Origin of the sequence: Planktotalea sp. (genome assembly GCF_049680325.1) — a bacterium.
Classification (GTDB): Bacteria; Pseudomonadota; Alphaproteobacteria; order Rhodobacterales; family Rhodobacteraceae; genus Planktotalea.
The window spans coordinates 1-22020 of record NZ_JBAUHO010000139.1 but is presented as its reverse complement, the minus strand read 5'-3'; the positions used below and the strand labels follow the sequence as shown (position 1 = coordinate 22020).

19 protein-coding genes are annotated in these 22020 nt (G+C 56.5%); 12 read left to right on the top strand and 7 right to left on the bottom strand.

Annotation, left to right across the window (positions count from 1 at the left end; genetic code table 11):
• Positions 1 to 3 precede the first annotated feature (3 nt).
• Complete coding sequence (locus WBC85_RS06180; protein WP_424434042.1) at positions 4 to 1614, bottom strand: hypothetical protein; 1611 nt, start codon at positions 1612 to 1614, stop codon at positions 4 to 6.
• Between the two features lie 173 nt (positions 1615 to 1787).
• Between WBC85_RS06180 and WBC85_RS06175 the strand changes: the two genes are divergently transcribed.
• Positions 1788 to 2924, top strand: coding sequence for a phosphatase PAP2 family protein (locus tag WBC85_RS06175; RefSeq protein WP_424434040.1), 1137 nt, complete (start codon positions 1788 to 1790; stop codon positions 2922 to 2924).
• Here WBC85_RS06175 and WBC85_RS06170 read toward each other — a convergent pair.
• From WBC85_RS06170 to WBC85_RS06155, 4 genes are all read right to left on the bottom strand, one after another.
• Complete coding sequence (locus WBC85_RS06170) at positions 2921 to 4879, bottom strand: hypothetical protein (protein WP_424434038.1); 1959 nt, start codon at positions 4877 to 4879, stop codon at positions 2921 to 2923. The genes WBC85_RS06175 and WBC85_RS06170 overlap by 4 nt on opposite strands.
• Before the next feature lie 111 nt (positions 4880 to 4990).
• Positions 4991 to 6364: an MATE family efflux transporter gene (locus WBC85_RS06165; protein WP_424434036.1), complete on the bottom strand. Its 1374-nt coding sequence runs from the start codon at positions 6362 to 6364 to the stop codon at positions 4991 to 4993.
• A gap of 86 nt (positions 6365 to 6450) precedes the next feature.
• Entirely contained in the window at positions 6451 to 7191 is a 741-nt protein-coding gene (locus WBC85_RS06160) for an amino acid ABC transporter permease (RefSeq protein WP_424434034.1), read from the bottom strand.
• 9 nt (positions 7192 to 7200) lie between these two features.
• Entirely contained in the window at positions 7201 to 7953 is a 753-nt protein-coding gene (locus WBC85_RS06155) for an amino acid ABC transporter ATP-binding protein (RefSeq protein WP_424434032.1), read from the bottom strand.
• A 124-nt stretch (positions 7954 to 8077) separates the two neighbouring features.
• Here WBC85_RS06155 and WBC85_RS06150 point away from each other — a divergent pair, with 124 nt between their 5' ends.
• Complete coding sequence (locus tag WBC85_RS06150; RefSeq protein WP_424434030.1) at positions 8078 to 8857, top strand: transporter substrate-binding domain-containing protein; 780 nt, start codon at positions 8078 to 8080, stop codon at positions 8855 to 8857.
• A 73-nt stretch (positions 8858 to 8930) separates the two neighbouring features.
• A complete protein-coding gene (locus tag WBC85_RS06145) occupies positions 8931 to 9566 on the top strand; it encodes a glutathione S-transferase family protein (protein ID WP_424434028.1) in 636 nt (211 codons plus the stop codon).
• A gap of 3 nt (positions 9567 to 9569) precedes the next feature.
• Here the strand turns inward: WBC85_RS06145 and WBC85_RS06140 are convergent, their stop codons facing one another.
• Positions 9570 to 10742, bottom strand: coding sequence for an amidohydrolase family protein (locus tag WBC85_RS06140; protein WP_424434026.1), 1173 nt, complete (start codon positions 10740 to 10742; stop codon positions 9570 to 9572).
• A 141-nt stretch (positions 10743 to 10883) separates the two neighbouring features.
• Here WBC85_RS06140 and WBC85_RS06135 point away from each other — a divergent pair, with 141 nt between their 5' ends.
• Genes WBC85_RS06135 through WBC85_RS06110 form a run of 6 tightly spaced genes read left to right on the top strand, consistent with a single transcriptional unit; the run spans position 10884 to position 17895 of the window.
• Positions 10884 to 11711: an FAD binding domain-containing protein gene (locus WBC85_RS06135; protein WP_424434024.1), complete on the top strand. Its 828-nt coding sequence runs from the start codon at positions 10884 to 10886 to the stop codon at positions 11709 to 11711.
• Entirely contained in the window at positions 11704 to 14433 is a 2730-nt protein-coding gene (locus WBC85_RS06130; RefSeq protein ID WP_424434022.1) for a molybdopterin-dependent oxidoreductase, read from the top strand. Before WBC85_RS06135 ends, WBC85_RS06130 begins: the two co-directional genes overlap by 8 nt.
• Positions 14426 to 15907, top strand: a complete 1482-nt coding sequence (locus tag WBC85_RS06125; protein WP_424434020.1) for a 6-hydroxynicotinate reductase — start codon at positions 14426 to 14428, stop codon at positions 15905 to 15907. Before WBC85_RS06130 ends, WBC85_RS06125 begins: the two co-directional genes overlap by 8 nt.
• Positions 15907 to 16743: a UPF0280 family protein gene (locus WBC85_RS06120; protein WP_424434018.1), complete on the top strand. Its 837-nt coding sequence runs from the start codon at positions 15907 to 15909 to the stop codon at positions 16741 to 16743. Before WBC85_RS06125 ends, WBC85_RS06120 begins: the two co-directional genes overlap by 1 nt.
• Complete coding sequence (locus WBC85_RS06115) at positions 16730 to 17314, top strand: amino acid synthesis family protein (RefSeq protein ID WP_424434016.1); 585 nt, start codon at positions 16730 to 16732, stop codon at positions 17312 to 17314. Before WBC85_RS06120 ends, WBC85_RS06115 begins: the two co-directional genes overlap by 14 nt.
• Entirely contained in the window at positions 17311 to 17895 is a 585-nt protein-coding gene (locus WBC85_RS06110; RefSeq protein ID WP_424434014.1) for an amino acid synthesis family protein, read from the top strand. Before WBC85_RS06115 ends, WBC85_RS06110 begins: the two co-directional genes overlap by 4 nt.
• 24 nt (positions 17896 to 17919) lie before the next feature.
• Here WBC85_RS06110 and WBC85_RS06105 read toward each other — a convergent pair whose 3' ends face one another.
• Positions 17920 to 18351, bottom strand: a complete 432-nt coding sequence (locus tag WBC85_RS06105) for a MarR family winged helix-turn-helix transcriptional regulator (protein WP_424434012.1) — start codon at positions 18349 to 18351, stop codon at positions 17920 to 17922.
• Between the two features lie 113 nt (positions 18352 to 18464).
• Between WBC85_RS06105 and WBC85_RS06100 the strand changes: the two genes are divergently transcribed.
• The 3 genes from WBC85_RS06100 to WBC85_RS06090 all read left to right on the top strand — a co-directional run.
• Positions 18465 to 19532, top strand: a complete 1068-nt coding sequence (locus tag WBC85_RS06100) for a Rieske 2Fe-2S domain-containing protein (protein ID WP_424434010.1) — start codon at positions 18465 to 18467, stop codon at positions 19530 to 19532.
• Positions 19533 to 19568: 36 nt separating this feature from the next.
• A complete protein-coding gene (locus tag WBC85_RS06095; protein ID WP_424434008.1) occupies positions 19569 to 20777 on the top strand; it encodes an ABC transporter substrate-binding protein in 1209 nt (402 codons plus the stop codon).
• 81 nt (positions 20778 to 20858) lie between these two features.
• Positions 20859 to 22020 (top strand): ABC transporter permease subunit (locus WBC85_RS06090; RefSeq protein ID WP_424434006.1); only part of this gene is annotated, 1162 nt, incomplete at its 3' end.

The window sequence follows — 22020 nt, the reverse complement described above, 5'->3', positions numbered from 1 at the left end:
GACCTAGGTTTCAAGCTTGTCGCGGTTAATCGGCTGGATCAGGCCAGCGTTGCGAAGGGTTAACACAGGATACTCGGGATCATTCAGATACCGATCCAAGGAAAAATCGCTTTCTAGTTTTCGAAGAGCATTCAGATGCACACGCGCGTTTTCGAGATCGCCCGCGTTGGCGCATAAGGCGACAAGCTGGCGGCGCGGTGCCACGAATGCGGGTGCGGCCTGTGACGCTCGCAGTGCAGCTTGCCGGGCTTCGTCCAAACGGCCCGAGCTGATACAGACAAGCGAGTGATAAAGATCCCAAAGATGTCCTAGCTCATCTTGCGGAAACGCGTTCTGGCAGGCGCGCGAAATTTGGTAGGCTTTTTCGGTATCACCCACAGCGCTATGAGCAACAGCCAAAGTTTGTTGCGCGAAAAAGTTGTTTTCGTTCCACAGAATAGCTTTTTGAGCCAGTTCGGCAGGTGCGATAAGGTCATCATCCAACATGATGCGCGTCAAAGCGACCAAGGCAACCGCGAGACCGTTGTCCCCGGAGGTTTGCAATGTGTCGCTTGTCAGTTGCTTCACCTCTTCGAGGTGGGCGTCGCGTTCGCTTCCTGCGCCTTCGACAAGTTGCGCCATTCGTGCAAATGCCCGCCAGGCCAGATAAACGCCATTTGGGTCAGCGTCATGTGCGCTTGCAAAGTGGCTTTGCGCGTCATCCAGGCCTTGCGGGTCGAAACGAGACAGTTTTCGTAGTCCAAGGCTGGTAAACCCAGTTGCAGCAACTTCGGGCCGGTTAAGGTCGAAAACCGATGGCATGCGGTGGTTGATCTTGGAAACCGCAGAATGGACCAGACCCTGAACGATGTTTGCAGAGATCGCCTCGGATAGATCGCCAGCGACACTGCGATGCCCGGAAAACAGGATGCGTCCGTCATGCCCGCGATGTACTTGCAAAAAGACAATGCCGCTTTCACCGTCTTTTGCGACATTGCACCGGATTTCAAGATCGGGTGTGGTATCTGGGGATTTGGTATGTTCAGAACTAAAGCGGCGGGCGCTTAGGCGTTCTTCAATACTTTTTGCAACTTGGTCGGCAATCACGTTTCCTGCGATTTGCTCAATCGTTGTGCCGCGATCTGACTGGATCGCCCGAATTTTTATTTTACTCAGATTTGGCAGGGCCGCGGGGCTTTGGGGGGTGGACTGGACGCTACCGTATCGCGCCCTGAATCCGTTCAACCAATCCTGAAACTGTTCATCGCGAATGACCAGACCTTCAAGCAGGTCGCGTTCTGCCGTGCTTGCGTTGTCAATGGCGTCCAAATCAGTTTCGATGAACTCTGGATTAAGCCAGACATCCAAACGATCGGCCCCGAAGACGTGGTCATCTTCGCCGAAACAGGCCTTAATCTCGCTGAGGGTTTGTCTTAGGCTACCGCTCGCTTGTGCGGCTGATCGGTTTGACCATAACCGCCCTTCCAACCATCGCCGTCCACGACGCATTTCTGTGATCTCGCAAAGCATTGCCAGCAAGCCTTTGGCCTTGCTTCCTTTCGGCGTCACGTTGCGCCCATCAGGAGCGACAAGCGAGAAGGTCCCGAAATAATTTACGCTATAGCGTTGTGTCATCGTCAGGTCCAAATTGCAGCAGCTTTTGATAGCTTACGTCAGTTACAGCGTTTCGCAAAGTCAGCGTTAATAAATGGAAGTTCTTTCTGAATTTAGACACCTTAGAGTTGACAGGCACATTGCCTTGGAAAAAGCCTTCAAGGCGATTTGAATTAGAAACTAGAGGGATTTCAATGGCACATTTGGCAGGACGCGCAGGTCGGGCAGGGCGCGCAGGCAGGGCGGGACGAGCGGGTCGTGCAGGACGCGCGGGCAGAGCCGGGCGCGCAGGTCGTGCAGGGCGCGGTGACGAGAGCATTGATGATATTGGAATGGCAGACGCCCTTCTGAGCACGCGCGAAGGCGTGTTGCCTTACTGGGATGGCTCCTCCGATCTGATGCCAAGCGCAACAGCTGCGCCAAGCGAGTTTCAGAAGCTGAAAGCGCTTTCGTCTATTCCCAAGGAAGTGGTGATTGATGATCGTTTGTTTTACCGCTTTCGCCCCAACGCCAATCAGGTTCTGTGCACTGAATTGGTAAACAGCGGCGCTCCGATACCGCTTCTTTCGATGACGGTGCCTGATGATGCCTTTTTTGAACGACAGTTGATGCACATGCGTTCTTATGCGGATTTACGCTCTGATCGTATGGGCGAGATTGACGTGCAACTTGATGATATCACGTCGTTCTTTTCTTCTGCGCTGCAACTGGATGCGTCGCGTTCGGACTGGATTTTGGAAACACTGCGCGCGGTTGTGCGTCTGTGTGGATACATCGAATTTCCGCTTAAATTCCATTTCAATGTGCGCCGCCCTTCGCAGCTATCATCGCGCGTTATGCCGATTATTGAAACGCCGACCCACGGCAGTTGGCCATCGGGCCATGCAACGGAATCCTTCGCAATTGCGACGGTCCTTGCGGGTCTGCTCTATCGTCAAACGGATGATGCCACGCCGTTTTCCATGCATGCGGTCAGTGATACGGAGACCAAGACAGGTAATTTGCTTTTGCGTATTGCGATGCGTATCGCCGACAACCGAGCGGTCGCAGGTGTTCATTACCCGCATGACGGCATGGCAGGTGCGATGGTCGGGATTTCGCTGGGCGAAGCCTTGGTCAACTATCTAAGCGGCGCGAGCGCGACCTATACCTATCAGCTGGATGCGCCTGCCGCGACGGACAATCCTGAATTAACGCAAGGGGCATTGGCCGCCTTGTTGACGGCGGGGACGCGCCAGAAGGTTGATTTCACCGATGCGCCCGCCGCGCGCGATACGCTGTTAAAGGCGGTCTGGGATGCGGCGAAGGGCGAAATGACCACCAAAGCCTAGGAGGTTAATATCAAAGGCGGTAGTTCCCGCCTTTGATCCTTGATCGCCGGGTTTTCGGTCACGGTAACAGTTCCCAAACGATCAAAATCTGCGGTGACGGGCTGCGTCATCGCAGGTTTAATCAGATGGCGCGTATAACTTGCGGCGGCAGCGCTGGTTCCGCTTAGGCGTGCAGTTGCCGATGCAAAATGGCCAGCGGCCAAGACGCCAGATGTATGAAATCCCGTTTCAGCGATAGCGCTGGCATCAGGTGCGAAACCGGACCAATCAGCGCCTTGGGCTGTGAAGTCCGAGGGCGTGATTGTCCCCGCACGCACGTTTGCGCCGCCAATCCTATGGGCATTGTCATGAGCAACTGTTGCAAAGGCGGAATGTGACCCTTGATGTGTCAGCGCACTGTTTGGATCCAACGCCGAATAGTCACGCATGCGCGGGTTCCATGCGCGGGCGAGGGCATCATCGAAATAGGCCTGACGCGCACCTGTGTTTCGAGAAAACGGGCTGTCATCGCGTTGAACTAGTAGTGTTAGATCCATCGCATCCGAGGAAACATTTCGGCAGCTTATCTGCCAATGCCCGCTGGGTGCCAGCGTGTCATCGCTTTTGCTTGCGCTTGTCGGGGCAAAGGCGAGTGTCAGGTAGCCCGGTTCGTGAACGCCGCCCCAAAGTTCGCGTTCCGGTGTATGGTAAAGCCGCGCGATGGGCGCTGTTTCCGTGCCAAACAGGGTGACATGGCGTCCTTTTCGCACCGTGCGCGTCGCGCTTGTGCCATCTGGTGCAGTTAGGGTGACCTCAATGCGTTTGGGTTTGCGATGCGCGCTCTGATCGGTGAGCCGCAGTTCGACGAAGCTGTCTGTGCGATCATCAGGTTGCAGGCAAAGCTGGACACCTTGGCTTTCGGACGCCCCAAGCGCCATGCGCGCGACAAGCCCATCGTCATAGGCGTTGCCGTAGGCAAAGACCAATTCCAGCGTTTTAGTGCCGTGTGAATGCGCATCGATGCGTCTGATTTCACGGCTCATTTGCTGCTCCAGGAACGATCCACCGTTCTTCGGACCCGCGACAACGCCAAGACTGATGTTCACCACCAATTCGTCGGTGAGGCCCTGCGCAAAGGCGTGGTAGATCATCCAGCGCAGGCCTTGGATCACATGGGTTTGCATGCGCACGCCAGAAGTGTCTTCAAACGCAGACGGGGGCAGTTGCACTGCCAGAATCGGCACATCGCGCATGGACTGCGCGTCGGGCGCAAGCGGATCAACGCCAGCCGCCAGATCCAGCATGAAGGTTCCGTGCGTCGCGCTATTTCGCATGCCATGGTGCGTTAAAGGCGCGTGCAGGGCGTCGTTTCTTTCACGGTACAGCTCATCTTCGGATGCACCTGATAAACGCGCGATGTCTGCGTTGATATCGTTCGGGGATAAGGCAAGACCGCCGCAAGCATGACCTGCCGAATCAAACGTCGGCTCTGTTTGCAACCAACATCCAGCGAAGCGTGTTTTGCCCTGCTGGTTCCAGAAATTCGGATGCAAGTAGCCGATCCCATCATCAATAATCCCGATGGCCGCCGGAGCAGAGGTGCTTGGCTGCGCGAAACCCGGCTGGCTGAATGTCGTCTCGCGGCGCGGGCTAAGCGCACCCACATGCAATACCTCCAAAGTCTGCTCGAAGGCATTGCTCGGGCGGTTTTTTGTGTGTTTGCGCAACAGGATGGCTTCGACGGGCTCGCCGCTCTGTCGGAAATGGGAATTGTAGCTCTGCTCGAACGGATCATAGGCATAATCGTTTTGAGCGTCGACACTGGCGAAGAAATCCTGCGTGGCAATCGTGCTGTCCGCACTGCGTACAAAGACTGGCTCCCAAAGCTCGGGCGGGGCTGCGTCATAGGCTTTGGCTTTTTGCGCTGCCCAATCAAGATAGCCGTTCCAACCACGCGTTTTTTTGGATTGTGTCATAATAACTCCGCTCAAATGCTTGAACGCAGGTTGGCACCGCACCAGCGCGCAGGTCAACGGCGGGGTTTGCCCGGGGCGCAATTTAACGGAAAACTAACACTACGCCTGTCGCTAGGATGTGCGCGCCAATCCGCCAATCTTTTCGCGTGCAATTTTGTGGGCGATCCACAGTGCAATTACCCAACCCGATGTAACAGCACATGCAATGCCAAGCCAAACGCCCCACACATCCAAACCAAAGACCCCAATCAAAAGCCATATGAAGAAAGCAACGCCAAAGCCCTGACGATAAAGGCTGATCCAAAGCGTATAGACCGGCTTTTTGAGCGCCTGCAGGAAAGAGTTTGTCGAAAACAACATCATGTAGAGTGGGAAGAGAAACCCATCCACACGCAGATAGCTTTGTCCGATGGGAATGACGCCCGCATCATCGGTGAAAAGAGCCATCGCAAACCGGCCCCCGAACCAAAGGATCGGTGCGGCAAGGGCGGTCATTAAGAACCCCAGTTTCCAGCAAAACCAAACGGCTTCACGCACCCGCGCATGATCGCCAGCGCCGAAATTTTGCGCAGCAATCGGTAAAAGCGCGCCAGTCATGCCAAGCACAGGCAACAGCAGGATTTGCTCGATCCTCAGGGCAATGCCATAGGCCGCAATTGCCTCTTGCCCGAAACCTTTCAGCGCATATTGGACGACGAACCCGGAGACAAACATCACCATCATCGCGGTTGTCGTTGGTAGCATTTGGGCGGTGATTTCTTTCACTGTGGCCCACTCCAGCCGAATATGGCGAAGCGCGACGCCTTGCATGATCTCAAGGCGCATAACCGCTCGCAAAATCCAGAGCATGACGCCTGTCTGGCTCAAAACCGTCGCCAGTGCGATGCCGTTAAAACCGATCCCGCCGAGGACACCGGGGATGCCGTAAATGAACAGCGGGTTTAGGAATATATTAGCGACAAAGGCGGCCATTTGCCCGCGCTGCAGGGTAACGCTATCGCCATGCGCTTGCAAAATGCCATTGGCGGAAAAGGCCAGCATAAAGCCGGGCAGGGCAGCGATAAGCCAGTAGAAATAGCCGGTCGCGGCATCGCGATAGGCACCCGCTTCAGAGATCAGCGCAATCGCCCGCGGCCCGAACCAAAGCGCAAAAAGCATCAAAACGACCGTGGCGACAAAGGCAAAAGCCAATCCTTGCGCGGCCAGGCGCCGGGCGCTGCGGCTATCCTTTGCTCCGCGCGCATTGCCAACCAACGCGGACATGGCCGAGGACAATCCAAATGCGACAGCGATCAGAACGAAAAATGCCTGAAACCCAATGGCAAGCCCTGCTTGCGCCTGCGTGCCGATCTGACCCGCAAAATAGACGTCCACAACGTTGTAAAGCGTGGTGAACAGCATTCCCAATGCAGCAGGCACAGCCAGTGTTCTAAAATGGCTCCCGATAGAACCCGTCGTCAGATCATAATCACGCGCGCCTGCCATGTGTCTTCCTCTCTCGATAAATATCCCGGGGAGCGCGAGGGGCTGGCCCCTCGCTCCGGTCCGATCCATAGGATCGGAAGTCCCATTCAGCTCTCGGCGGCACTCATGCGGCGTTCCAGCCAACGCACCCCTTGGGACACGATGAGGATCAAAACCAGATATTCCAACACCAGGATCGTATAGATTTCCAGGGGGCGATACTCGGTGACCACCAGTTCATTGGCTTTTCGCGTCAGCTCTTGCATGCCGATGACCGAAACAAGCGAGGACATTTTCATCATATAGACCAGCTGGTTGCCCAAAGCCGGCAAGATGCGCCGTATCGCTTGGGGCAAGATCACATAGCGCATTGTGTCACGGTAATTGAGCGCGACGGACTGTGCGGCCTCGTATTGCCCGCGCCCGATGCTTTGAATGCCGGCGCGGAAAATCTCTGCCTGAAAGGCGCTATCCGAAAGCGCCAGCGCAAGCACGCCTGCCCAGAAGACGTTCAAGGTGATCCCCGACAGCGCGGGAAGACCGTAGTAGACCCAGAGGATCAACACCAGAATCGGCACCGAACGCACACATTCGACATAGACGCGGTTGAAAGCGCGCAGCGCCTTTCGCTCTGACAGGCCAGGTAGGGCAACCAGCAGGCCAACCACGACAGATATGGCGATAGCTGTCAGCGACAGCACAATCGTATTCCAAGCCCCCGAAATCAGGAATTTCAGATTATTCATGCCGCCAGTGGTGCGCGGATCGACAACATACCAACCCCAGTTGTCACCAGTACAGCCCGTAAGAGCGAACGCGAGGAGGGCGAAAAGAAAGAAACGCTTCATATCAAGCCCCTAGTGATTGATGATTTTTTGAAGGAAATCACGGGTGCGCGCGGACTTGGGCGCGGTGAAGAACTGTTCAGGTTTCGCCTCTTCGACAATTTCGCCAGCGTCCATAAAGACCATACGATCGGCAACCTTGCGCGCAAATCCCATTTCATGGGTGACAACAATCATGGTCATGCCAGTATCGGCCAGCTCGACCATCACGTCCAGAACTTCGGTTATCATTTCAGGATCAAGCGCTGAGGTGGGCTCGTCAAACAGTAATATCCGTGGTTCCATGCAAAGCGAGCGGGCGATAGCGACACGTTGCTGTTGACCGCCTGAGAGCTGGCGCGGCAGCTTTTCGGCCTGATCGGGAATGCGCACGCGTTCCAGATAGCGCATCGCGCGGACGCGCGCGTCGGCTTTGCTCAGGCCGTAGGCGCGCATTGGCCCAAGCGTGAGGTTGTCGATCACGGATAAGTGAGGGAAGAGGTTGAACTGCTGAAACACCATGCCGACGTTCTTGCGGATTGCATCCAGCGCGGCTTGGCTATCATCAAGGCGAATACCCTCGACTTCGATCTCGCCGGTTTCGTGCTTTTCAAGACGGTTGATGCAGCGAATAAGCGTTGATTTACCTGATCCGGAAGGGCCGCAGACAACCAGTCGCTCGCCTTCTCCTATGCTCAACGAAACGTCGTTCAACGCTTGAAACGGACCGAAGAACTTTGAGACGTTCTTCATCTTGATTATCGGCTCGGCTGCGCCAGTTTGCATCACACACTCCATCATTCCAGATCACGCAAATCAGGATGCGAAGGCCAAGACAAGCACTATCGCCTTGCACATCCGCACATGACAGTGTGACTTAACGCGCAACCTACATAGTCGAGGAAATACCATGAAATTTTTTAAAATCGTTGCAACAGCGGCCATGCTAGCAGGCTCCAGCGTCGCGGCGCAGGCACAATCTGCGCTGAGCGAAATCTTGTCCTCTGGTGTTCTCAAGGTCGGAACAACAGGTGATTGGGATCCCATGTCCGTACGAGATCCCGCAACAAATACCTATAAAGGCTACGACATCGACGTGATGACAGAACTGGCTGCAGACCTGGGCGTCGAGCTGGAGTTCGTCGCAACAGATTGGAAAACACTGGTTAGCGGCGTGACCTCTGGCCAATACCATATCACCGGTTCGGCTTCGGTTTCCCCCGCACGTGCCAAGGCGGCGGGTTATTCGAATAGCTACTTTGCGTTGTTCACCGTGCCGCTGACCCAGAAGACAAACGCGGATCGTTTCAAGGATTGGGATGATCTGAACAAGGCGGACGTCAAGGTTGCGGCAACGCTTGGAACAACGCAAGAGCAGCAAGTGAAATCGTTTTTCCCCGATGCAGAACACCGCATCGTCGAAGCGCCAGCGCGTGATTTTCAAGAGGTTCTTTCGGGCCGCGCAGATGCCAATATTACGTCCAACGTGGAAGCCAACAAGCTGATCGCGAAGTATGACCAGTTGATGATCGTGCCTGTTTCCGAGGGCCGCGCACCAACGCCAATCGCGATGTTGTTGCCACAAGCGGATCAGGTTTGGATCAACTACGTCAACACATGGATCGCATTGAAAAACGAGCGTGGTTTCTTTGATGAACTGGCAGACAAATGGGGCCTTTCGGTCAACTGATCTGGCTTTATAGTGTGAAGTGAGAAGGGGGCTTTGGCCCCCTTTTTGCTGAGAGCTTTGGGAGGAGCGTTTCATGTTAACGATTTATAACATTCCAGTTTCGATCTACACGGCCAAGCTGCGGGTTGTGCTACGCCGCAAGGGGTTGGAATGGGAAGAATTGCCGCCGCCGGGTGGTTACCGCTCCGAGGCCTATCGCAAGATTGTTCCGTCGGGAAATATTCCGACGTTGATCGATGGCAATGTTATGCTCTCAGATAGCGAAGCAATAGCTGAATACCTTGAAGAAAAGCATCCAGAGCCTTCAATGATGCCGGTTGGATTGGTGCCGCGCGCCAAGGCGCGAGAACGTGGGCGCTTTCATGATACCCGTCTGGAACCCGCTTTGCGTGCGATGTATCCGCTTCTGAAAGAGCGTGCACCCGATGCCTTGGAGGCCGGTTTTAAAGAGATAGATCGCCATTTGGCCGCGCTGGAATTGTTGCTGACGACTGACGGATTGCCAACGCGTGCATTGCTTCTGTGCGATGCTGGTTTTGCGGTTACGTTTGAATGGCTCGCCTCGCTCGAACGTGCGCTTGGCCTTGAACTTACTTGGCCAAGCAGTGTCGTCGCCTATCGCAAGCGCCTAAGCAGCTATCCTTCCGTCGCAGATGAGCTGGAGCACTACCGCTCTGCCATCCGCGCCTATCTTCACCCGCAAGAGTAGGTATTAAACCACCTGCGGCAGGCGGTTGGCGGGCGGTGTGTTGCGACTACGTTCAGAGCAAACGACACCATCAATGACTGTCATGCCAACGCCGGGAAGATTGCCCAGCTGGACGCTTTCCAGAATGTTCTTACCCGGTGCATGTTGTGCCTGATCCATCAGCACGAAATCGGCGCACATGCCTTTTTCGATAAGCCCGGTATCAAGTTTGCGCTGGCGTGACGTGTTGCCATTTGCAAAGCAGAATGCAACTTCGGCAGGGACATTGCCGAAGGCAGAGAGCATCGCAACCATGCGCAAAATGCCAAGCGGCTGCACGCCTGATCCCGCGGGACCATCGGTGCCAAGGATCACCTGATCCAGTTTGCCCAGTTCCCGCGCAGCGTTTATCGTCAGAACCGCGGCGCGTTCATTTCCGTTGTGAACGATTTCAAAGGCGGCTTTGCAGCTTTCGCACAGGCACAGGATTTGATCGTCCGGCAAGGCGGAATGCCCGCCATTGATGTGACCGATTACATCGGTGCCCGTTTCCATCACCATGTCCGCATCAATCAGACCAGAGCCGGGAATGGACGGCCCCCCCGTATGGATTGTGCTTTGAATTCCGTATTTGCGCGCCCAAGTGACCATCTGCTGCGCGGTCTTGCCGTCCTTGACCGTCCCAAGCCCGACTTCGCCAAGAAGCGTTACCCCTGCGGCGGCCAGTTCTTTGAAATCTTCCTCGACCATTCCGTGTTCAATCACGGGGGCGCCGGCGTGGACCTTCATGCCAGAGGGGCGGAAATTTTCGTACCAACGCTGCGCCGCAATCGCCATAGCTTTCAGGCCAACGATATCTTTGGGCCGCCCCGGCATGTGCACTTCGCCCGCAGAAATCAGCGTGGTGACGCCGCCGTGTAGTGTGCTGTCGATCCAGTGAAGCTGTTGCTGGCGCGGTGTGTAATCGCCGACGACAGGGTGGATGTGGCTGTCGATCAAACCGGGGGCAAGCGTGACGCCATTGGCGTCAATCACGGTATCGGCGCCTTCAAGATCCATGTCTTTTTCGCGCCCCCATTCGCTGATCTTGCCATCGAGCGCGATAAGGCAATCGGCTTCGTAGATCGGTTCTTCCATTTTGCCCGACAGCATCAGGCCAATATTGCGAATGACGAGTTTTTTGGGTGTGTCGGACATGGTGGTTCCTTTCAAATTCATTTGAACGCTAACAGAAGCGCGCAGCCGATCAAGTGGGCAGAGGAAAGGATTTGACAGAATCCTGCGCGCAATATTCTATTCGTATACAAACAAATAAAAAGTCCGACGGGGAGGGCTGGCTTGACCTACATTGCGCCGACAGATTTGAAAGACGCGCTGAGCGCGTTGGACGCAGGGCCTTATAGCGTTATCGCTGGCGGTACGGATTGGTATCCTGCGCAAGGCGAAAAGCCGATCAGCGTCGATATGCTTGATATCTCGCGGATCAAAGGGTTGCGCGGCATTTCCCGTACAGATGCTGGTTGGCGCATTGGCGCGGCCAGCACGTGGAGCGATCTGTTGAGCGCGGATTTGCCAACCGGCTTTGACGGTTTGAAAGCCGCTGCGCGCGAGGTTGGTTCAGTTCAAATCCAGAACGCAGGAACAATTGCGGGAAATCTGTGTAACGCATCACCCGCTGCTGATGGCGTCCCGCCGCTGTTGACGCTGGATTGCTCTGTCGAGCTTAGTTCGAAAGATGCTTTGCGGGTCTTGCCATTGACAGAGTTCCTGTTGGGCCCGCGCCAAACCGCATTAGCACCCGGTGAGCTACTTACGGCGATCCTTGTGCCAGATGTTGCGGGGAGCCGCAGCGCGTTCGTCAAACTTGGCGCGCGCAAGTATCTGGTGATCTCTATCGCGATGGTGGCCGTGCGATGCACTCTCGCAGATGAAAGAGTGAGCGATGTCCGCATTGCAGTCGGCGCATGCTCTGCGGTCGCGCAGCGGTTGCCGGATTTGGAGGCAGCTTTGGCAGGCGTTCAAATTTCCCAAGTGGGCAACATCGTCGCGCAGGCTGATCTTTCAGCGCTTGCGCCGATTGACGATGTGCGCGGCTCGGCGGGGTATCGTTTGGATGTGGTTGCGCCTTTGATCGCGCGCGCAATGAAAGAGGCCACGGATGAGTAAGTCAGACACGCAGGATGCTATTGCCTTTACGCTGAACGGTGCCGCTACGCAAAGCCGTGCGGCGCCTTCTGCCCGCCTTAGCGCTGTGCTGCGTGAAGAGCAGGGCGCGAAAGACGTTAAGGTCGGCTGTAACGCGGGCGATTGCGGTGCTTGCACAGTTTTGCTGGACGGTGCGCCTGTGTGTGCCTGCCTGACGCCTTTGGCACAGGCGCAAGGACGCGATGTGCAAACCCTGCGGGGTGTTTCGCCAGATATATTGGAACGCTTGCAAGCCAGTTTCACCGCGCATCAAGCGGCGCAATGTGGAATTTGTACGCCTGCGATGATGGTGAGCGCAGCGGCGTTGATTGCGAAAGTGCCAAACCCCAGCGCGGCAGAGGTCGAACATGCGCTGGGCGGCGTTTTGTGTCGTTGCACGGGCTATCGCAAGATCATTGATGCGGTGGTTGCAGTTGGCAGCGCTGTGCCCGAGATCGACGCGCGCGGCGCCGTCGGTGATGCCATTTCGCGTATCGACGGGCGCGCCAAAGTTGATGGGACCGAGCGGTTCGGCGATGACGTTGCGCCAGGCGGTGCGCTTGTCGCGCTTGTGATCCGTTCCCCGTATCCTCATGCAGCGTTTGATTTCGGCGATCTGGAAACGGTGCGCGGCCTTGACGGGATCGAGGCGGTCTTGACGGCGAAAGATATCCCCGGAACCAACCTGTTTGGCACAATTCCGGGATTCATTGACCAGCCGGTGTTTGCGGAAGCGGTGACGCGCTTTAAGGGCGAGGCCGTTGCGGCGCTGATTGGCGAAGCGGCGGCAATTGCAGGCTTTGACAGCGCGGATTTCCCCGTCGTTTGGCGCCAGTTGCCTGCGGTTCAGGACGTAACCGCGGCACAAGCCAGCGGCGCGCCGCAATTGCACGACGGACATGAAAAGAATGTGATGTGCGGCGGCTTTGTTTCGCATGGCGATGTGGCGCAGGGCATGGGCGACGCGGATGTCGTCTTGGAGGGTAGCTATGAAACCTCTTTTGTCGAGCACGCTTATATCGAACCCGAAGCAGGCTTTGCCGAGATGGTTGATGGCCGGCTTCATCTGCACGTTTGCACGCAGGCACCTGTGATGAACCAAGAGGCTTTGGCGGGTGTTTTAGCTTTGGCAAAGGGTGATATCCGCATTGTTCCGACGGCGGTCGGGGGCGGCTTTGGCTCCAAGCTCGATCTGACGGTGCATCCCTTTCTGGCGCTTGGGGCGATGGTGACGGGGCGGCCTGTGCGCATGGCCTATTCGCGCGTTGAAAGCATGGCGACCTCGACAAAGCGTCATCCGGGACGCATCAAGATCAAGGGCGGTGTTCGCCGCGACGGCACATTAACGGGCCTTAGTTTTAAGGGCGACTTCAACACAGGGGCTTATGCAAGCTGGGGGCCGACGGTTGCCAATCGCGTGCCGTTACATGCGTCGGGTCCGTATCGCATTCCCAACTACCGCGCAGAGGCCAAAGGCATCTACACGCATTGCCCGCCAGCGGGCGCGTTTCGTGGTTTCGGAGTCCCCCAATCGGCGATTGCACAAGAGACTCTGTTTGACGAATTGGCGGCTGCGATTGGAATGGACCCATTGGACTTCCGGCTTTTGAACGCGCTGGATAATGGCGCTGCGACAGTTTCGGGGCAGGTGTTTGACCAAGGGGTGGGCGTGAAAGCCTGTCTGGAAGCATTGCGCCTTGCGTGGGAGAGCGAGAAGGCGGCCTGCGCCGCGTTCAACGACGGCTCGGCATACCTCAAACGCGGCGTCGGGATTGCAGCGGGCTGGTATGGCTGTGGCAATACGTCGATGGCGAACCCCTCAACGATAAAATGCGGGCTAAGGCCGGATGGTACTTTGGTTTTGCATCAGGGGGCTGTGGATATCGGGCAAGGCTCTAACACAGTTATTACGCAGATCTTTGCGCAATCCTTCGGGGTGGATGTGGATCAGGTCAGCCTTGTCGGGGCGGATACGGACCTGACACCTGATGCAGGCAAGACCTCTGCCTCGCGGCAAACCTTTGTAACAGGAAACGCCGCCAAGCTGTCGGGCGAAAGCCTGCGTCGCCAGCTTTTGACGCTTGTAAATGCGGCGGAAGATGCGGTGATTTCGCTAGGTGATCGCGCTGTGCATATTGCTGGCGGTCATTCGATTGATCTGACGCGCATGGATGTCGGCGAGGACGGTTTTGTGATGCGAGCGGTTGCCAGCTATGATCCGCCAACCGCGCCGCTTGATGCGAACGGTCAGGGCGCACCCTACGCACAATTTGGCTATGCGGCGCATCTGGCTGTTGTCGAGGTGGATACCCAGCTGGGTGCAATCAAACCTTTGCGATTTGTTGCGGCACATGATGTAGGCCAAGCCATCAACCCGCTGTTGGTCGAAGGCCAGGTACAGGGCGGGGTTGCCCAAGGTCTGGGCATGGCCCTGATGGAAGAATTCATCCCGGGGCGCACCGACAATTTGCATGATTATCTGATTCCAACGATCGGCGATGTGCCACCGATTGAAACCGTAATCGTTGAAGAACCTGATGCGCACGGGCCGTTCGGGGCCAAGGGACTTGGCGAACATGCTTTGATCCCGACAGCACCGGCAATCCTGAACGCTGTTCACTTTGCAACAGGTGTGCGATTGCGCCATGTTCCCGCCCTGCCGCACCGCGTGCGCGCTGCCTTGAAGGAGGCCGGATATGCCTGATGAAATCCGCGTGAAGCCTGAGAAAATCCGCTGCGATGCTTGTCCCGTCATGTGTTTCATCGCCGATGGCAAGGCTGGAGCCTGTGATCGCTATGCCAACCATTCAGGTGAATTGGTGCGTCTTGATCCCCTTACGGTGATCGAGCGCGGCGCGCCTGCGGTCGCGTTTCTGGATCAGGGCGAGAACGCGCAGGACTGGGACGGGGATGTTATCCAAGGTAAACGCACTTTCGTTACGGCTGTTGGCGCGGGGACGACTTATCCTGATTACAAACCCGCGCCTTTCATCGTGTCGCAAGAGGTGGATGGCGTCGACATGGTCACCGTCGTCACCGAGGGCATCTATTCTTATTGCGGCGTGAAAGTGAAAATCGACACCGACCGCTTTATTGGTCACGAGCGCGCTATCGTGCGTGTAAAGGGCGAGCCGATTGGCCATGTGATGACGTCAGAATACGGTTCCAAGATGCTCTCGCTTGGCGGTGTCGAACATCTGACAGGTGGCAGCAAGGCAGAGGGGCGCGTCACTTGCGATGCCTTGATGAACCTGTGCAATCGCGAAGCGGTCACCATGCAGATTGATGAAGGTGCGGAGATCACCGTTCAAGCGGGCAAAGCCCCGATCATCAACGGAGCACCAGAGAAATTGATGCGCGTCGGTTGTGGCTCGGCCACTATCGGGATGTTTGCAAAACAATGGGAGCCGCATGTGGATGAGGTGATCGTTGTGGACGATCACATCACAGGCGTTTTGAGCGAGCACGAAGCAGGCAAGCAACTGGATATGCGTCCATCGGGCATCAAGATTAATGGCCGCCGCTCGACCCCGGGTCGTTATTTTCAGGTGGCGGAACCGGGAACAGGATGGGGCGGTACAGATGTAGAGGATCCGCTGACTATCCTAAAACCCGCAGACCCCAAGAAAGCGTGGCCCGGTTTGCGGTTGTTGATGGTTTCGACAACGGGCGAGCAGTGGGCGTATTACGAGCTTGATGAAGACCTTGTGCCCCAGCCTGCCGAGATATCCGAGGCGCTGCGGATAAGCGCGGACCGGATTGCGGAGAACTGCGAACCTGCGATGTGCTCGGTGCTGTTTATGGGCGGTGCGGGCGGCAGCTTGCGCGCAGGGGTCACGGAAAATCCGGTGCGTCTGACGCGTTCGGTCAAAGATGCCTTAACCTATGTTTCTTGCGGCGGGGCAGAGGCCTATGTCTGGCCAGGAGGCGGGATTACAGTGATGGTAGATGTGATGGAAATGCCGACGAATTCATTCGGCTATGTGCCAACGCCTGCCTTGGTCGCACCGATTGAATTTACGCTGCGCCGTGAAGACTATGGCGCGCTGGGCGGTCATGTGAATCATATTCAGCAGGCCAGCGAGGTGGTGAATGACGCAGTGCGCAAAGTGCTACCTGCACCGTCGCAACCAGACCCGCACCAGGCGCAGCGCAACAAGCGCGAGGGGCGTCGTTGATGGCTGTGCAACGCGCGAATTTGAGCGGTGGCAGGCTTCATTTGCACCATGGGCCGATTGACTTGGTGATAGGCGCAGACGGGGATCGCACCCGTGCTTTTGCCGCTGCCGAGGCGCGGCTGGGGAGCGTGTTAAGTGAGCTGATGAGCGAAATGGCATTGTTACGCGTCTGCGATGGTCCACGTCCCAAAGGGGAGATCGCGCGCAAGATGTGGCAAGCTGCCAATGTGCATAGTGGATTTGTGACCCCGATGGCTGGCGTTGCTGGCGCAGTGGCGGAAACAGTGTTGCAGGCCATGTGCGACGCGGTCGATCTGAACCGCGCTTACGTGAACAACGGCGGCGATATCGCGTTGCATTTGCAAGGGAGCGCTGAGTTCTCGATCGCCATGGCTGGCGTCACGGGGGCAGGGTTTGGCAAGATCACTTTGAACGCCGCCAGCCCGGTGCGCGGGATCGCGACCAGCGGGCAAGGTGGGCGCAGCCTGTCTATGGGGATCGCGGACAGCGTAACGGTTTTGGCAAGCACAGCAAGCGCTGCGGATGTGGCCGCAACGCTGATCGCGAATGCAGTTGATCTGCCGGATCATCCGATGATTGCGCGCGCACCAGCGCGTGGCATTCGCGACGATAGCGAGCTTGGTGATTTGCCTGTCGTGACGTTTGTGGATCATTTGAACACGGATGAAGTCGCACGCGCCCTCGCGCGCGGAGCGAAAGTCGCAGGGCAAATGCAGAACGCAGGTCTAGCCCATGCGGCCAGCTTGCATTTGCGTGGCCAAAGCCGACAAATAGAATTGCATACAGAAAAGGTGCTAGAACATGCCAGAGGTTGAGATCCGCAAAATTGCGACTGTCATTGAAGAAGTTTTTCACGAGGGCGGCCCACGTGCCAATACGCCGCAAAAACGCGGGGCGGTGATCGCTGTGATCGCGAACCCCTATGCGGGGCGCTATGTGGAAGATATCCAACCTTTTATGGAAGACCTGAAACCGCTGGGCCTGCAAATGGCGCAAAAGCTGATCGACGCGCTGGGCGGCGACGCCAGTTTGATCGAGGGTTATGGCAAAGGCTCTATCGTTGGGCTGAATGGCGAGTTGGAGCATGGCGCGCTTTGGCATGCACCGGGCGGTTATGCGATGCGCGAACTGTTAGGGGATGCGATGGCGATTGTGCCATCCACGAAGAAGGTCGGCGCGGCGGGTGTGCGGCTTGATGTGCCGATTACACATATCAACGCGTCTTATGTGCGCGGGCATTTCGATGCGATGGAAGTTGGCATGAATGATGCACCGCGCGCCAATGAACTAGCGTTCGTGCTGGTGATGAGCACAGCCGCACGCGTGCATGATCGTGCGGGTGGTTTGGCAGCAAAAGACATCAAAGGGGAGGATGGCCTGCGATGAGCGCTGATATTCGTAAAATTGCGGTTTGGGTCGAAGAAACGCACCGCGAAGCAGGGCGCGACATTGCGCCAGCGACGCGCAAAGCGGTGGCAGTCGCCGTGATCGCGAACCCGTTCGCAGGTGGGTATACCGAGGATTTGACACCCCTCATGGATATTGGCGCAGAGCTTGGTGAAACGCTTGGCCGTCGCTGCATCGAGGCCTTGGGCATCACGCCTGCGCAAGCGGAAAGCTATGGCAAAGCGGCGATGGTTGGCGAGAATGGTGAGTTGGAACATGCCGCCGCGATCCTGCATCCAAAACTTGGCGCGCCTTTGCGTAAAGAGGTGGAAAAGGGCGCGGCTTTGGTTCCCTCGTCAAAGAAAATGGGTGGACCTGGTCAGGATCTGGATATCCCCTTGGGACATAAAGATGCGGCCTATGTGCGAAGTCATTTTGACGGGGTCGAAGTGCGCCTGAATGATGCGCCGCGCGCCAACGAGATTATGGTTGCTGTGGCCGTCACCGATAGCGGGCGTCCTTTGCCAAGGGTTGGCGGGCTGACCCACGCGGACGCGATAGGAGAGGACGGGCTGCGCTAAGCCCATTCGTGCAAAAAACAGGCGCTAAAGTTTGTCTAGCAGTGCCAAAAGACGCTCTGCTTCGCGCGTGGTTAAATTCGCCAAGGTACGCGCTGAAATACGCTTGGCGGTTTCGATTGCCTGCTGCGCAAATTCTTGCCCGGTTTCGGTCAGGGAAATCTCCAAACGTCGCAGGTCGGTTTGCGAGGGCGCACTTTGCACCCACCCTTTGGCGCGCAGGCGGTCTACGACGCCTTTGGTCGTCGCGGCGTCCATACCAACACGCCGCCCCAGATGGTTCTGCGAGAGCGGGCCATCGGCGCTAAGTCGCGCCAGAATCGCGAATTGCGTCGGGGTCGCTTCGGACATCATCTCGGCAAAATACTCAAGGTGACGCTGATTGGCCAAGCGCAGTTTGAAGCCGATCTGGTCTTCAAGCCTGTAAGTTATTTCTGCTTGGGTCTTGGTTTCGCTCATATACGCCGCCTTCCTTGCTCGATTGAGGATAGGCATACAAAATTTGTTTGACAACGAACAAGTTTTCGGTGCCGAATGATCCCAACCTGCGCAACTTGGAGGGAGTGCTCGAAATGCCGTTTGTTCGCAACGCTTGGTATGTGGCTGGCTGGTCGAAAGACTTTGGCGAGCCGTTGCGCGCGATCACCATTACCGAGCAGAACATGGTTCTTTTTCGCGCATCAGACGGTGAAATCGTCGCGCTTGAAGACCGTTGTCCACATCGGCTTTTGCCGCTCTCCAAAGGCAAGCGCATCGGCGATACGGTGCAATGTGGCTATCACGGAATGACCTTTGGCACCGATGGCAAATGTGTGCGCGTGCCCGGGCAGGACAATCTGCCTGCCTCGGCTTATGTCGACACATTTCCTGTCCACGAGGCACATGGGATCGTCTGGGTTTGGCCGGGCGATGCAGACCTTGCTGCAAAGACACCTGTCTTTGATATGCCCGAGTTCTCCGATCCGAACTGGCATGCGCACCACGGCGACGGGCTGCATCTTAAGGCCAACTATCTGAACGTTGCCGAGAACCTTGTCGATCCCGCGCATGTGAGTTTTGTGCATCCAACAACGCTTGGCAGTGCGGCATCTGAAAACGTGCCTGTGCATGTGTCGACCTCTGGCGATGTGATCCTCGCGTGGCGCTGGATCAAGGACGCGCCTCCCGTCGGCTTTTTCCAGAGTTTCGGCGGGTTTAGCGGTCATGTGGATCGCTGGCACTACTATTACCTGCATCTGCCAAGCACGGCTGTGATCGACTTTGGTAGCGCTGCCGTCGAGGCGAACTTGGCAGAGGACGAGCGCGACAAGGGCGTGCGCATTTTCGCGCTGCATTTCGTGACGCCCGTCACGGAAGACTATACAATCGATCACTGGATGCATTTGCGTAATACCGCCGTAGGCGATGAAGCGGCATCAGAGCAGATGGATGCGATGTTCCGTATTGCTTTCGCCGAGGACAAAGAAGTGCTGGAGGCGATCCATGTCGAAGAACAGCGCCCTCAGAAACGTAAACCCATCAGAATTGCCATCGACAAAGGACCGAACGTGTATCGCAAAAGAATACGCGACCTTGTCGAGGCGGAGGCGACCGAAGATCTCGGTGCGCCACTTCATCCGACCTTTGTACAGCACGATTGAGGCTGTTAAGGTCGGACCAACAACAGAGGAAAGACAATGAAAAGAAAGACATTTTTGAAAAGCCTTGTAGGCGCTGCCGCGATTGCGGCGGTTGGCCTTCCGGCCTTTGCCGAAGACACGATCAAGGTTGGCGAAATCAATCATTACAAGCGCATGGCGGCCTTTGCCGGTCCGTACAAGCAAGGTATCGAAATGGCGCTGGAAGAGGTGAATGCGGCTGGTGGAGTGCTGGGCAAACCGCTTGAATTCATTTTCCGCGACGATCAGGGCAAGCCCGGTGAAGCGGTGAAAATCGCCGAGGAATTGATGACACGCGACGGGGCTGTGATGCTAACGGGCACGATCCTGTCTAACGTAGGCCTCGCAATCAGCTCGCTCGCGGCAGAGAAGAAATACGTCTATCTAGCGTCAGAGCCTTTGGCGGATGCAATCACGTGGGAAAAGGGTAACGATTATACCTTCCGCCTACGGTCATCGACCTACATGCAGGCCGCAATGCTTGCCGAGGAAGCGGCGAAAACCGATGCGGTCCGTTATGCCACGATTGCGCCGAACTATGCCTATGGCAAAGACGCGGTCGCAGCGTTCAAAAAGGCGCTGACCAAACTGAAGCCTGACGTTGAATTCGTGGCAGAGCAATGGCCTGCGCTGTTCAAAATCGACGCGGGCGCAGAGGCCCAAGCGATCGAGCGCGCCAAGCCTGACGCGATCTACAACGTGACGTTCGGCGGCGATCTGGCGAAATTCGTGCGCGAAGGCGGCACGCGCGGTCTGTTTGACGGCCGCGATGTGTACGGTCTGCTATCTGGCGAGCCCGAGTATATGGACCCGCTTGGCGATGAAGCCCCAGAAGGTTGGGTCGTTACGGGCTATCCTTGGGCGGAAATTTCCGACGGCCCGGGCAAGGCATTTGTTGATGCCTACATGGCGAAATACAACGATCATCCGCGCATTGGATCGCTTGTCGGTTATATGACTGTGCAATCTGTTGTCGCTGTTATGGAAAAAGCGGGCTCAACAGATAGCGAAGCAATTCGCGCAGCATTTGCTGATCTTCCTGTAAGCACACCAGTTGGTGACATCACCTACCGTGCGCAGGATCATCAATCAACGATGGGTGCCTATGTTGGCAAGATCGCATTGAAAGATGGTAAGGGCACGATGGTGGACTGGACCTATAAGAACGGCGGCGATTACACGCTGTCCGACGAGGAAGTCATGAAGCTACGTGGTTCCGGCAACTAAGCGGCTTTCCTGAAAACGTATCTCGGCCCGTGTGTAAAGCGCGGGCCGACTTTGCAAATTATCGACGGCTAGGGGCAAGCTATGGGTCTATTCATCGCGCAAATCCTGACAGGTCTGGCAAATGCCAGCGCGCTGTTCATGGTGGCCTCTGGCCTGTCGCTAATCTTTGGGGTTACGCGCATTGTGAATTTTGCCCATGGCTCGTTCTATATGCTTGGGGCCTATGTTGGCTATTCTTTCATGCAAGTTCTGCCCGGGGCTTGGGGCTTCTGGACCTCTATCCTGCTTGCAGGGCTTGTCGTTGGTTTGATCGGTGTTGTCGTCGAGGTTCTGGTACTGCGCCCCGTTTATAAAGCGCCAGAGCTGTTCCAGCTGGTCGCGACATTCGGTGTTATCCTTGTCATTCAGGATCTCGCGCTGCTTGTTTGGGGGGCGGACGATGTGCTTGGCCCGCGCGCGCCGGGCCTTAAGGGGATCATCCGGATCATGGGAGAACCTGTGCCGCAATATGATCTGGCGCTTATTGCTTTGACGCCCTTCGTGGCCTTCGCGCTTTGGTGGCTCATCACAAAGACGCGCACGGGTATTCTTGTGCGTGCTGCGACGCAGGACCGTGAAATGGTTGGTGCTTTGGGTGTAAACCAAGCGTGGTTGTTCACGGGCGTCTTTTTCCTGGGCTGCGCATTGGCGGGGCTTGGCGGGGCTGTGCAACTTCCCAAGGGCGGTGCGGATTTGCTGATGGACTTCAACATCCTCAGCGCGATCTTCGTGGTGGTTGTGATCGGGGGGATGGGATCGCTGCCGGGGGCCTATGTTGCGGCTGTTCTGATATCGGTGCTCAACGTGTTTGGCGTGAACTACCTTCCGCAATCGACGTTGGCGTTGATGTTTGTGGTTATGGTGGTCGTTCTGATTTTCCGTCCTTTCGGTCTGTTTGGCCGCGAAGAAGTTGCGGGCGAACACGGTCAAGTGGGCGAGCCAGAGCGCCCGATCAAACCAGCAAGCCAAACCGCGCGGATGATCGTAGCTGCGGGCCTTGTGCTACTGGCCCTTATTCCGATTTTCGGGGATGGTTTTGTGCTGGTGCTTCTTACAGATATTGCGATTTTCTGTTTGTTTGCAGCCTCGCTACACTTTCTGCTGGGACTTGGCGGGCTGGTGTCATTCGGCCATGCGGCCTATTTCGGCGGCGGTGCATATGCTGCGGCGCTACTTGTCACCTATGCAGGCACACCGATGGAGC